Raw genomic sequence first — 11906 nt, 5'->3', positions numbered from 1 at the left:
CGTGGATGAGCGACCTTTCTTCCATCGAGCGCGATCTGTTGGCGCGGATCGATCCGGCAGCGATGCTGGACCAGGTGCTGGCGTGGAGTGCGATCAACACCGGCACGCGCAATCTGGCAGGCCTGGCGCAGCAGGCAGACCTGCTGGCCACCGCCTTTGCCGCGCTGCCCGGCGATGTCACGCTGGAACCCGCGGCCCCGGTTGAAGCCGTAACGGCCGATGGCCGCAGCGTGGCGATCGATCACGGCCGGCATCTGGTGCTGCGCGTGCGGCCAGGGGCCAACCGCCGGTTCCTGCTGACCGGGCACATGGACACGGTGTTTCCCCCCGATCATCCGTTCCAGACGGTGCGCTGGCTTGACGATAACACGGTGAACGGGCCCGGCGTGGCCGACATGAAGGGCGGGATCGCGATCATCCTGGCCGCGCTGCGCGCATTCGAAGCAGGCCCCCATGCCGCCGGCGTCGGCTATGACGTGCTGATCAACGCCGACGAGGAAACCGGCAGCCTGTCGTCGGCGCCGCTGATTGCGCGGCTGGCCCTTGGCAAAGCGGCGGCCCTGACGTTCGAGCCTTCGGCATTGCCCGACGGCACGCTGGCGGGTGCCCGCCCCGGCAGCGGCAATTACAGCGTGGTGATCCACGGCCGATCCGCGCATGCCGGGCGCAATCCCGAAGACGGGCGCAACGCGATTGTCGCCGCGGCCAGCCTGGTGCTGGCGCTGACCGATCTGTCGGGCCCGTCAATCAGCGTAAACCCGGCAAAAATCGAGGGCGGATCGGCCAACAATGTCGTGCCCGATCTGGCCATAGTGCGGTTCAATATCCGCCCGCGCGAAACCGCTGCCGCCGCCGGCTTTGCCGCAGCGCTGCGCGCCGCGATCGCCCGGATCGAGGCGGCGCATGGCGTGCACATGCATGTCCACGGCGGCATTTCACGCCCGCCCAAGCCGCTTGACGAAGCGGCCGAACGCCTGTTCCGCCTGGTGCGCGATTGCGGCGCCGCGCTGGGCCAGACCATCGGCTGGCAGGCCAGCGGCGGGGTCTGCGATGGCAACAACATTGCCGCCTGCGGTGTGCCCGTGGTCGATACGATGGGCGTGCGCGGCGGCGCAATCCATTCGGATCAGGAATTCATGATCGTGCCGTCACTGGGTGAACGGGCACGGCTCGCGACGCTTGTGCTGTCTCGCCTTTCCGGGGAAAACCAATGACCTTTCGCATTCGCGCGGCGCAACCGACCGATCTTCAGCACTTGTATGACATGGCCAAGCTGACCGGCGGCGGTTTCACCAACCTGCCGCCCGATCGCAAGGCGCTGACCGCCAAGCTTGATCGTACCGCGGCGGCTTTCGGCAACACCGACGATGGCGATCCGCGCCAGGTGAAGGACGAACTGTTCGTGCTGGTGCTGGAAGACACCGCCACGGGCGAAGTGCGCGGCACCGCGCAGATCTTTACGTGCGTGGGGCAGCAAATACCGTTCTATTCGTACCGCATTGCCACGCTGACCCAGCACTCCAAGGAACTGGGCCGCACATTCCGCGCCGAATTGCTGAATCTGGTAACCGATCTGGAAGGATCGAGCGAAGTTGGCGGGCTGTTCCTGCATCCGGGCGAGCGCGCGGGCGGGCTTGGCATGCTGCTGGCGCGCAGCCGGTATTTGTTCATCGCCATGCACCGCCAGCGTTTTGCCGACCGCATCCTGGCGGAATTGCGCGGGATCATCGACGAACGCGCAGGATCACCGTTCTGGGATGGGGTCGCCGGGCGGTTTTTCGGCATGAGCTTTCAAGAAGCCGACTATTTCAACGCGATCAACGGTCACCAGTTCATCGCCGATCTGATGCCCAAACATCCGGTCTATGTCTCGATGCTGCCCGAATCCGCGCGGCAGGTGATCGGCCTGCCCCACCCGACCGGCCGCGCGGCGATGCGCATGCTGGAAGAAGAAGGTTTTCACGCCGAAGGCTATGTCGATATCTTTGACGGAGGCCCGACGATGACCGCGCGCACCGACCGGGTGCGCTCGATCGCCGCCGCGCGCGCCGCCACCGTTACGCATGTGCGCGCGCCCGAAAGCAGCGCGGTGCACACCCGCGCGCTGATCGCGACCGGTCGCCTGGGCGATTTCCGCTGCGCCTATGGCGAAATTGCCGCCGATGGCGACAGCAGCGTGGTGCTCGATCCGCTGGCGGCGCAGGCGCTGGATGTCAGCGTGGGCGACACCGTGTGGCATGTGGCGCGATAGGACCCGACGCAAATGACCCTGGTGGAAATCAATTTCGACGGCCTGGTTGGCCCCAGCCACAACTATGCCGGCCTCAGCCTGGGCAATCTGGCCTCGGCCAGCCATGGCGGCGATCCGTCCTATCCGCGCGGCGCCGCACTGCAGGGGCTGGACAAGATGCGCCACAATCTGGCGCTGGGGCTGGCGCAGGGGTTTTTTGCGCCGCTGCCCCGACCCGATGCCGGATTTTCGGCGGCGCTGGGTCTGGGCACGCCGCATGACGGGGCGGAAGCCCGGCTGCGCGCGGCGGCCTGGTCGGCCAGCGCAATGTGGACCGCCAATGCCGCCACCGTATCGCCCGCGCCCGACACTGCCGATGGCCGGTGCCATCTGACCGCGGCCAATCTGGTAACGATGCCGCACCGCTCGATCGAATGGCCCGATACCGTGCGCCAGTTGCGGCTGGCCTTTGCCGATGCATCCCGCTTTGCCGTGCACGATGCGGTGCCGGCCTGTTTTGGCGACGAGGGCGCTGCCAATCACATGCGCATGGCCGCACGCCATGACGCGCGCGGGATCGAACTGTTCGTCTATGGCCGCCCCGGCGGGCCGTTTCCCGCACGCCAGCACGAACAGGCCAGCCGCGCTGTGGCCCGCCTGCACGGGCTGGACCCTGCGCGCACGCTGTTTATCGAACAATCGGCCGAGGCGATCGCGGCGGGCGCATTCCACAACGATGTCGTGGCAGTGGCCAACGAACGCGTGCTGTTTGCGCACGAAGCCGCCTTTGCCGACCCGGAAGGCACATATGCCGCGATCCGCGCAATGCTGCCCGAAGCCGAGATCGTGGTCGTGCCGACCAGCGCAGTCAGCCTGGCCGATGCGATCAAATCCTATCTGTTCAACGCGCAGTTGCTGACCCTGCCCGATGGCGCGATGGGCCTGGTGATCCCGACCGAAGCCTGGGACATGCCCGCCGTGCGCGGCTGGCTGAATACGATGCTGGCATCGAACGGCCCGATCCGCCGCGTGCTGCCGGTCGATGTGCGCCAGTCGATGGCAAATGGCGGCGGACCTGCGTGCCTGCGCCTGCGCGTGGTGGCCGATCCCGCCACGGTCGACGCGCGGTTCCTGCTCGATCCCGCACGTATCGACGCGCTGTCGGCCGTGGTGGCACAGACCTGGCCCGAACAGATCGACCCGGCAGACCTTGGCAGCGAAACGCTGGCACAGACCGTGCGTCATGCGCGCGGTGCCTTGCTCGATGTGGCGGGACTGGACGAACTGGCCTAGGCGGCGGCGACCGATTGCACAGCGCCGCCCACCAGCGTCGACCCGGTTTACAGTTAGCAAAGGTTTACCGCGAAGCGATCGGGCAAATACGCCACTGGCACGATGCTTGCTGACGTGTCATCTTGCTGAACCATGTTTGACCGGACAAAAACGATAATGCGCAAGATCGCCCGGCTGTTCATCATCAAGAACCGGATCGAGGCGTTTGCGATCATCTATGCGCTTGCGCTGGGCGCGGCCGAGCGCGGCAAGCACTATCTGGAAACCTGGCCCGGCTATCAGGGCCGGCTGCTGTTCGCCGCGGCCATGGTCGCCGTGTTCATGGCCGGTGCCAAGATCCTCGACGCCCTGAAATACGAACGCCAGACCCCCAACGCCAAACCTGACCAGGCGCAACGCGCGGATGCGCGCTGAATTGCATTAAGGGAATTTGTTTGGAGGCAGGGCGGGAGGTCTGCCGCGCGCGGCGCGCGCGCAAACACGGTGGGGCGTTTCTGTTGCCGGGTACGCCCCCAACCCCTGGTATCCCTTCTGTTGCCCGGTGGGTCCAACCGCGCTTGCGCCTTGTAAAATCTGGCCGTTAGGCCGTCAGATTACGCGGCGATTGCGAGTGCTTCGTTATCGTTGGCACTTGTGGGTTTTGAGCCTTGAACGGGTTACTCAGCCCGAGCAAAAATAACGCTTTTCAACACACGTCGATCCTAGTTCGGCCCCGTCATCTGTTCCGTTGCGACGAACGGAAAAGGTGGTGGAGCCGCCGGGTACCGCCCCCGGGTCCGCTGCGCCTATTGCACGTCACACTTTATCGCCATAGCCGGTCGAAACCGGCACCACCGCATATAGGCACTTGTCGCCAAAAGGAAAGGGGGGCGGACCACGTTGGCCCACCCCCTCCCGCTTTCGACCTGCCGCGATACGCTCAGCCGCGTGATTTCAGCGCGTCGCGAATTTCGGTCAGAAGGTCGACTTCGCTTGGGCCCGGCGGCGGCGCGGGCGGTGCTTCGGCGGGTTTCGGCATGGCCTTTGACACGAAATGGACCATGAGAAAGATGACAAAGGCCATCAACACAAAGTTGATCACTTGCGTGACGAACGCGCCATAGCCGAACATGGCCACGCCCGCCGCCTTCAACGCGGCATAGTCGCCAAGCGACCCCTTGTACGTGGCAGGGATATTGCCCAGCACGACAAACTTGTTGGAAAAGTTGATCCCCCCGGTCAAAAGACCCACCACCGGCATGATCATGTCTTCGGTCAAAGATGTCACGATCTTGCCGAATGCGGCGCCGATGATCACACCGACCGCCAGGTCGAGCACGTTGCCACGGGCAATAAATGTCTTGAATTCGCTGATCAGCGCCATTTGAAACACCCCCACAATAGATTAACGTCGATTAACCCCAGGCCTGCTTGCCACCGGGCCCTGCCGGTCGCAAGCATGAACTGATCCGACAAACCGCATACCGCCATCGACGGGATGCGCTTGAAGCGGTATCAGACGGGGGCCATCTCATGCGGCGGGCCGCTCGACCGCACGCCCGCCGAAAAGGAAAGTCCACGCTCATGGCCGCTCGTCTGTTCAGCCGTATCGCCCGTCTTGCCGTTGTTGCCGCCGCTGCCGCATCGCTGGCGGGATGCGGGGTCAATTCGATCCCCACCGCGCAGGAAAACGCCAAGGCGAAGTGGGCCGATGTGCAAAGCCAGTACCAGCGCCGATCGGACCTGATCCCCAACCTGGTGGCCACGGTCAAAGGCTATGCCAAGCAGGAACAGGACACTCTGACCAAAGTGACCGAGGCACGCGCTGCGGCAACGCAGATCAAGATTTCGGCCGACGATGTGACCGACCCCGACAAGGTCGCCAAGTTTCAGGCCGCTCAGGGCCAGCTGTCGCAGGGTCTTGGCCGGTTGCTGGCCTCGGTCGAGGCCTATCCCAACCTGAAATCGAACGAGAATTTCCTGGCGCTGCAAAGCCAGCTGGAAGGCACCGAAAACCGTATCACCGTGGCGCGGCGCGATTACAACGAGGCGGTGCGGCAATACAACGTGACGATCCGCACCTTTCCCGCGGTGATTGCCGCCAATGTGATCTATGGCGCAAAGCCGATGGTGCCGTTCACCGCGACCACGCCGGGCGCCGACACCGCCCCGTCGGTCAGCTTTGACGGGGGCACTGCGCCTGCCACTGCGACCAGGTCCGCCAACGACAACGCCACGGCCAGCCCCGCCAAAAAGACCGGCAATTGACCGCGATGATCCGGGGCGGGCGCGTCTTGCACCGTCTGGCCGCGCTGCTGGCAACGCTGCTGGTGGTGGGGCTGGCGCTGGGCCTGACACCGGCGCGGGCCGACAGTCTGCCGCAATTGACCGGGCGCGTGGTCGATGATGCGCATCTGCTGCAGCCGGCCGAGGTCGGCGCGCTCGATGCCAAGCTGGCCGCGCTGGAAACCCAATCACGGCGCCAGATGGTTGTCGTGACAGTGCCCAGCCTGGGCGGCGAGGACATTCAGGACTACGGCGTCAAGCTGGGCCGCGCCTGGGGCATCGGCGACAAAAAGCTGAACGATGGCCTGGTGATGATCGTGGCGCCCACCGAACGCAAGGTCGGCATCGAGGTCGGCTATGGCCTCGAGGGGATCGTGACCGACGCCATATCGGGCCTGATCATCCGCCACGACATGACGCCGCGCTTCAAAAGCGGCGACTACGCCGGCGGGATCAACGCCGGCGTCGACAACCTGATCGCGCAATTGCGCCTGCCCGATGACGAGGCGCGTGCCGTGGCCGCGCAGGCCAAGGTTCGCTATGCGCGCGAACAGGGGCCGCATTTCGATGCGGGATCGGTGGTGTTCATCATCATTTTCCTGCTGTTCTTTGTGCTGCCGTTCCTGCGCCTGCTGCGTGGCGGCGGCCGGCGGTATGGCGGCGGCGTGATGATCCTGCCGATGGGCGGCTTTGGCGGAGGCTGGGGCGGCGGCGGCGGCGGCGGTGACTGGGGCGGCGGCGGTGGCGGCGGCTTTTCCGGCGGTGGCGGCAGCTTTGGCGGCGGTGGCGCCTCGGGAGGATGGTAGGATGACCGACACGATCCTTTCAGCCGCCGACAGCACGCGCATTGCCGCAGCCGTCGGCGCTGCCGAAGCCCACGCCCAAGGCGAAATCGTCACCGTGATTGCCCGCGCGTCCGACAGCTATGCCGATATCGCGCTGGCCTGGTCGGCAGCGGTGGCGGGGCTGGCCCTGCTGGCGCTGACCTTGGCGCCACGGTTCTATCTCGATCTGGTCGATGGTGCGCTGGGGCTGTGGGCGCACCGCTGGACCCCGCGCGAAGTGCTGGGGCTGGCGCTGGGCGTGGCCAGCGTGAAATTTGCGGCGATGTGGCTGATCCAGCACTGGCATCGCCTGCGCCTGCTGCTGGTGCCGGGGCCGATCAAGGCCGCGCGGGTTCGCGCCCGCGCGCGGATCGCGTTCCGGCTGGCGGCGCAGGGCCGCACGCAAGGCGAAACCGGGGTGGTGATCTATCTGTCGATGGCCGAACGCCGCGCCGAAATCGTTGCCGACGCCACGATCGCGGCCAAAGTTGCACCCGAAGTGTGGGGTGATGCGATGCACGCAATGCTCGACCATTTTCGGGAAAGTCGTGTGGCCGACGGGGTTGTTGCAGGGGTTGCGGCGGTGGGCCTGGTGTTGGCAGAGCACTTTCCGCGCGACAGCAAACCCGCCAACGAATTGCCCGACGGACCGATCGAACTATGAGCCTGGAAAGCGAATACGAAGACCCCGAACAGATCCGCTGGCAGGGCCGCTTTCTGGTGATGAAGCAGCGCGGGCGCTGGGAATATGTCAGCCGCACCCGCGACATCCGCGCCGCCGTGATCCTGGCGATCGATCAGGGTCATGTCATCCTGGTCGAACAGTTCCGCATTCCGCTGGGGCGCCGCACGATCGAACTGCCCGCGGGCCTGGTCGGCGACGATGACGGCGGCGAAGGCGAAGATGCGTTGACCGCCGCGATCCGCGAACTGGAAGAAGAAGCCGGCTATCGCGCCGCCACGATCGAGGTGGTGGGTGAATTCTTTTCCTCGCCCGGCATGGTAACCGAAGCCTTCACCCTGTTCCGCGCGACCGGACTGGAACAGGTGAGCACGGGCGGCGGCGTGGATGGCGAGGATATCACCGTCCACCGCGTGGCGCTCGACGCGATCGAGCCGTTCATCGCCGCGCGTCGCGCCGAAGGGTTTGGCATCGATACAAGACTCTTGTTGTTTCTTGGCCCCCGTCTCATAAGCATTTAATCCAACGATTAAACACCACGGAGAGCGGGCATGGCAGGCAGGGTTGCAGGAAAAAAAGCGCTGATAACAGGCGCAGCGCAAGGCTTGGGTGCGGCCCATGCGCGCACCCTGGCGCGCGAAGGCGCACGCGTGCTGCTGACCGATATCAACGCCGACAAGGTTGCCGCCGAAGCCTCCAGCATCAATGCAGAACTGGGCGCAGGCACCGCATTTTCGCTGGCGCATGATGTGACCAGCGCCGAAGACTGGGACCGCGCCATCGCCTTTGCCGCCGAACATCTGGGCGGGCTGTCGGTGCTGGTCAACAATGCCGGCGTGGGCGTGCGCGGCAATATCGAAACCTGCACGCTTGACGAATGGCAGCGCGGCTTTGCCATCAATGTCGACAGCGTGTTCCTGGGTTGCCAGAAAGCGCTGCCGTTGCTGCGCGACAACCAGCCCGGATCGATCATCAACATCAGCTCGATCGCCGGGCTGATCGCATCGGATACCATGCCCGGCTATAACGCCAGCAAGGCCGCGGTGTGGATGCTGTCCAAATCGGTCGCGCTCTATTGCGCCAAGCGCGGGTGGAACATCCGCAGCAATTCGATCCACCCGACGTTTGTCGACACCCCGATCCTTGACGGCATCGGTGCCAATGCAGGGCTGACCAAAGAGGTGGTGATGACCAAGCTGGCGCGCCAGATCCCGCTGGGCCGGGTGGGGGTGCCGCAGGAAATTGCCAATGGCGTGCTGTACCTGGCCAGCGATGAATCCAGCTTCATGACCGGGGCCGAACTGAAGCTCGATGGCGGCATTTCGGCCATGTAGGCGGCCGGTGGCTGTCGTTCTTGTGGGTTCGGCCGAACAGATGCCACCGCAATGACAGCAATCGTTCAACGATCGCTTGATGGCTGCGCCAATTTTCGGCAATTTCGAGGTCATGAAAATTGATCTCAGGTTCGCCGGTGCGCTGGCGCTCGTCGTTGGTCTGGCCCCTGCCGCGCGCGCCGATGATGCCGGCAAGTGCAAGATCAACCCGATTGCCCAGTTGCCGGTGGCGATGGAGGGCAGCCGCGCCAGCGTTGCGGTAAAGATCAATGGCAAGGACACCCGCCTGTGGCTCGACAGCGGGGCGTTTTTCAATTTCATGCCAAAGGCCAAGGCGGTCGAACTGGGGCTGGCCACGCAATCGCTGCCGCCGGGCTTTTTCATCAGCGGCATCGGCGGCAGCTTTACCCCCGAACTGGCACGCGTGCGCGAATTCGGGTTGGGCGGCGGCACGTTGCACAACATGGAATTCATCGTCGGCGGCAGCGACCCGGGCAATGGCTTTCTGGGCGCCAATCTGCTGGGCATCGTCGACACCGAATTCGACTTTGCCAAAGGCCGGCTGATGCTGTTTCGCGAAACCGGCTGCGCGCATGTCAGTCTGGCCTATTGGGCCGCGGGCATGGCGGTGGGGGAAATGCCGCTGCTGGCGGGCAACAATCCGAACGACCATCACCTCTTTGCGCAAGTGCAGATCAACGGCCACGCGGTGCGCGCAATGCTGGATACCGGCGCCGAAACGCTGCTCAGCCGCCACGCCGCCGAACGCGTGGGCATCAATCTGAACGATCCCAAAGTCGTTGCCTCGATGACGATGAGCGGGGTTGGCACGCGCGGCCGGAAAAGCTGGATCGCGCGCACCCAGACCATTTCGCTGGGCGGTGAAACCATCAGCAACAGTCCGATCCGGGTGATCGACAACGGCGATGACTGGTCGGATCATGACATGCTGCTGGGCATGGATTTCTTTCTGTCGCACCACGTGCTGGTGTCGCAGGGTCAGCACAAAGTCTATTTGACGTACAATGGCGGCCCGATTTTTTCCGCCACCACCGAGCGCGAAATCGGCAAGATGGAAACCCGCGGCGAAGGCCTGGGCAAGGCAGAAGACGCGCTGGAGCCAAAAACCGCCGACCAGTTTGCCGGGCGTGGCTCGGCACGCCTGACCCGCGATGACCTGCCCGGGGCCATTGCCGACCTGACCGAGGCGATCCGGCTGGCGCCTGCGCGCACCGATCTGTTGAACGATCGGGCCAGCGCCTATTTCCGCAGCGGCAAGGCGGACCTGGGGCGCAAGGACATCGATGCCGCGCTGGCCATCGCGCCCCGTGACCACCGGTTGTTGACCCGGCGCGCGCAGATCGAACTGGGCAAAGGCGACAAGGCACGCGCGCTGGTCGATACCGACGCGGCGGCGGCAGCCATGCCCAAAGGATCGCTTGATGTGGTGGCGGTGGCGATGCTGTACGAACGGCTGGGCAAGGCCGACCGTGCGCTGGCGCTGCTCGATCCGGTGATCGATCTGCATCGCGACGACAACCGCTATCCCTATCTGCTCAACGCGCGCGCCTGGAACCGGGCGCTGGCCAATGCCGATCTGGACCGCGCGCTGCGCGATATCGATACCGCGCTGCGCAAGGCGGACAGCCCGGCGGCGATGCTCGACACCCGCGCGCTGGTCCAATTGCGGCGCAAGGATTACCCGGCGGCGATCGCGGCGGCGACCGGTGCGCTGGGCAAGGCGCCGAAAATGCCGTCTGCGCTGTTTGTGCGTGGGCTGGCACGTCTGGCCAGCGGCGATGACACCGGCGGCAAGGCGGACATCGCCGCGGCCCGCGCGATCAGCCCCAAGATCGACGATCGGTATTCCGACTATGGCCTGACCGCGCCAAAGGCTGAAGCATCCACCCCCGTCCGGCCATCAAAGCCGGACGAGGACGAGGACGAGGATGATTGATCAGTCAATGTGCCACCCGCACCCCCGGCCCAGCCGCCCACAGTGTACCTTGAATGGGTGGCTGGGCCGGGGGTGCGGGGCGGTGAGTGGCACCTGAACGCGCGGCGGGCGCGTTCAGACAAGGACGATCAAAACACGATGACGCTGCGGATCGATTTGCCGGCGTGCATCAGGTCGAACGCGGTGTTGATCTCTTCCAGACCCATGACGTGGGTGATCATCGGGTCGATCTGGATCTTGCCGGTCATGTACATGTCGACAATCTTGGGCACGTCGGTGCGGCCCTTGGCCCCGCCGAACGCGGTGCCGCGCCAGTTGCGCCCGGTGACCAGCTGGAACGGACGCGTGGCAATCTCGCGGCCGGCTTCGGCCACGCCGATGATGATGCTGGTGCCCCAGCCGCGATGGCATGCTTCAAGCGCGGTGCGCATGACTTCGGTGTTGCCGGTGGCGTCAAAGGTATAATCCGCGCCGCCATCGGTCAGTTCGACCACTTTGGCGACGGTTTCTTCGCGGCTCAGGCCCTTGGAATTGAGGAAATGGGTCATACCGAACTTGCGGCCCCATTCTTCGCGATCGGGGTTGATGTCGACGCCGATGATCTTGCCGGCGCCGGCCAGCCGTGCGCCCTGGATCACGTTGAGCCCGATCCCGCCCAGCCCGAACACCACGACATTGTCGCCGACCTGGACTTTGGCGGTGTTGATCACCGCGCCCACGCCGGTCGTCACGCCGCAACCGATATAGCAGCTCGACTGGAACGGCGCGTCTTCACGGATCTTGGCAACCGCGATTTCGGGCAGCACGGTGAAGTTCGAAAAGGTCGAGCAACCCATGTAGTGAAAGATCGGCTGACCCTTGTAGGAAAAGCGCGTGGTGCCATCGGGCATCAGGCCTTTGCCCTGGGTCGCACGGATCGCGGTGCACAAATTGGTCTTGCCCGACAGGCACGATTTGCACTGGCGGCATTCGGGCGTGTAAAGCGGAATGACGTGATCGCCGGGCTTGACCGAGGTCACGCCGGGGCCAACCTCGCGCACGATGCCGGCGCCTTCATGGCCCAGGATCGACGGGAAAATCCCTTCGCTGTCCAGCCCGTCAAGCGTGTAGGCATCGGTGTGGCACACGCCGGTCGCCATGATTTCCACCAGCACTTCGCCGGCGCGAGGGCCATCGAGATCGACTTCGACAATTTCCAGCGGCTTTTTGGCCTCGAACGCGACAGCGGCGCGGGTTTTCATGAAACGATCCTTTCAGGCAGATGGCATAGCGGTTGGCAGGGTGCATAATGGGCATGGCCCGGGGTGGCAATCTGTGGCAC

Annotated in this window: 12 protein-coding genes and 1 other RNA gene; 10 read left to right on the top strand and 3 right to left on the bottom strand. The window is 64.8% G+C overall.

Annotation, left to right across the window (positions count from 1 at the left end; all coding sequences use genetic code 11):
- Nucleotides 1–5: 5 nt before the first annotated feature.
- The 4 genes from G404_RS0103725 to G404_RS0103710 all read left to right on the top strand — a co-directional run bounded on the left by G404_RS0103725 (nt 6) and on the right by G404_RS0103710 (nt 3937).
- Nucleotides 6–1214, top strand: a complete 1209-nt coding sequence (locus G404_RS0103725; RefSeq protein ID WP_028639904.1) for a hydrolase — start codon at nt 6–8, stop codon at nt 1212–1214.
- Nucleotides 1211–2251 carry an arginine N-succinyltransferase gene (locus tag G404_RS0103720; protein ID WP_028639903.1) on the top strand — a complete coding sequence of 347 codons (1041 nt, stop codon included), beginning with the start codon at nt 1211–1213 and terminating at the stop codon, nt 2249–2251. Before G404_RS0103725 ends, G404_RS0103720 begins: the two co-directional genes overlap by 4 nt.
- A 12-nt stretch (nt 2252–2263) precedes the next feature.
- Complete coding sequence (locus tag G404_RS0103715) at nt 2264–3523, top strand: N-succinylarginine dihydrolase (protein WP_028639902.1); 1260 nt, start codon at nt 2264–2266, stop codon at nt 3521–3523.
- A 153-nt stretch (nt 3524–3676) separates the two neighbouring features.
- Nucleotides 3677–3937, top strand: coding sequence for a hypothetical protein (locus tag G404_RS0103710; RefSeq protein ID WP_028639901.1), 261 nt, complete (start codon nt 3677–3679; stop codon nt 3935–3937).
- Between the two features lie 106 nt (nt 3938–4043).
- Here G404_RS0103710 and ssrA read toward each other — a convergent pair.
- Together ssrA and mscL are read right to left on the bottom strand one after the other, a co-directional pair.
- Nucleotides 4044–4391, bottom strand: a transfer-messenger RNA (tmRNA) gene (gene ssrA / locus G404_RS20015).
- Nucleotides 4392–4442: 51 nt separating this feature from the next.
- Nucleotides 4443–4886, bottom strand: coding sequence for a large conductance mechanosensitive channel protein MscL (gene mscL / locus G404_RS0103705; RefSeq protein ID WP_028639900.1), 444 nt, complete (start codon nt 4884–4886; stop codon nt 4443–4445).
- A gap of 200 nt (nt 4887–5086) precedes the next feature.
- On the opposite strand from mscL, the gene G404_RS17925 reads away from it, so the two are divergent.
- The 6 genes from G404_RS17925 to G404_RS0103675 all read left to right on the top strand — a co-directional run bounded on the left by G404_RS17925 (nt 5087) and on the right by G404_RS0103675 (nt 10585).
- On the top strand, nt 5087–5770 hold the full coding sequence (locus tag G404_RS17925) for a LemA family protein (RefSeq protein WP_084600988.1): 684 nt from the start codon (nt 5087–5089) through the stop codon (nt 5768–5770).
- Between the two features lie 5 nt (nt 5771–5775).
- On the top strand, nt 5776–6594 hold the full coding sequence (locus tag G404_RS0103695; protein WP_036520239.1) for a TPM domain-containing protein: 819 nt from the start codon (nt 5776–5778) through the stop codon (nt 6592–6594).
- Nucleotide 6595: 1 nt separating this feature from the next.
- Nucleotides 6596–7276 (top strand): TPM domain-containing protein, encoded by a 681-nt coding sequence (locus tag G404_RS0103690; protein WP_028639898.1) that lies wholly within the window; start codon nt 6596–6598, stop codon nt 7274–7276.
- Nucleotides 7273–7815, top strand: a complete 543-nt coding sequence (locus G404_RS0103685) for an NUDIX hydrolase (RefSeq protein WP_028639897.1) — start codon at nt 7273–7275, stop codon at nt 7813–7815. The genes G404_RS0103690 and G404_RS0103685 overlap by 4 nt, the downstream gene beginning before the upstream one ends.
- Before the next feature lie 30 nt (nt 7816–7845).
- Entirely contained in the window at nt 7846–8628 is a 783-nt protein-coding gene (locus G404_RS0103680; protein WP_028639896.1) for an SDR family oxidoreductase, read from the top strand.
- 79 nt (nt 8629–8707) lie between these two features.
- On the top strand, nt 8708–10585 hold the full coding sequence (locus G404_RS0103675; protein WP_156906179.1) for an aspartyl protease family protein: 1878 nt from the start codon (nt 8708–8710) through the stop codon (nt 10583–10585).
- Between the two features lie 128 nt (nt 10586–10713).
- Here the strand turns inward: G404_RS0103675 and G404_RS0103670 are convergent, their stop codons facing one another.
- Nucleotides 10714–11826 carry an S-(hydroxymethyl)glutathione dehydrogenase/class III alcohol dehydrogenase gene (locus G404_RS0103670; RefSeq protein ID WP_028639894.1) on the bottom strand — a complete coding sequence of 371 codons (1113 nt, stop codon included), beginning with the start codon at nt 11824–11826 and terminating at the stop codon, nt 10714–10716.
- Nucleotides 11827–11906: the final 80 nt, after the last annotated feature.

It is taken from the genome of Novosphingobium acidiphilum DSM 19966, assembly GCF_000429005.1.
Classification (GTDB): Bacteria; Pseudomonadota; Alphaproteobacteria; order Sphingomonadales; family Sphingomonadaceae; genus Novosphingobium; species Novosphingobium acidiphilum.
Note: the sequence above shows the minus strand (reverse complement) of the source record. Positions and strands in the feature narration are given on the sequence as shown.

Coding starts and splice junctions, on each gene's coding strand:
- G404_RS0103725 (WP_028639904.1), top strand. CDS start 6: ATGAGCGACCTTTCTTCCATCGAGCGCGATCTGTTGGCGCGGATCGAT.
- G404_RS0103680 (WP_028639896.1), top strand. CDS start 7,846: ATGGCAGGCAGGGTTGCAGGAAAAAAAGCGCTGATAACAGGCGCAGCG.
- G404_RS0103685 (WP_028639897.1), top strand. CDS start 7,273: ATGAGCCTGGAAAGCGAATACGAAGACCCCGAACAGATCCGCTGGCAG.
- G404_RS0103690 (WP_028639898.1), top strand. CDS start 6,596: ATGACCGACACGATCCTTTCAGCCGCCGACAGCACGCGCATTGCCGCA.
- G404_RS0103675 (WP_156906179.1), top strand. CDS start 8,708: ATGGCTGCGCCAATTTTCGGCAATTTCGAGGTCATGAAAATTGATCTC.
- G404_RS0103715 (WP_028639902.1), top strand. CDS start 2,264: ATGACCCTGGTGGAAATCAATTTCGACGGCCTGGTTGGCCCCAGCCAC.
- G404_RS0103695 (WP_036520239.1), top strand. CDS start 5,776: ATGATCCGGGGCGGGCGCGTCTTGCACCGTCTGGCCGCGCTGCTGGCA.
- G404_RS0103670 (WP_028639894.1), bottom strand. CDS start 11,826: ATGAAAACCCGCGCCGCTGTCGCGTTCGAGGCCAAAAAGCCGCTGGAA.
- G404_RS17925 (WP_084600988.1), top strand. CDS start 5,087: ATGGCCGCTCGTCTGTTCAGCCGTATCGCCCGTCTTGCCGTTGTTGCC.
- mscL (WP_028639900.1), bottom strand. CDS start 4,886: ATGGCGCTGATCAGCGAATTCAAGACATTTATTGCCCGTGGCAACGTG.
- G404_RS0103720 (WP_028639903.1), top strand. CDS start 1,211: ATGACCTTTCGCATTCGCGCGGCGCAACCGACCGATCTTCAGCACTTG.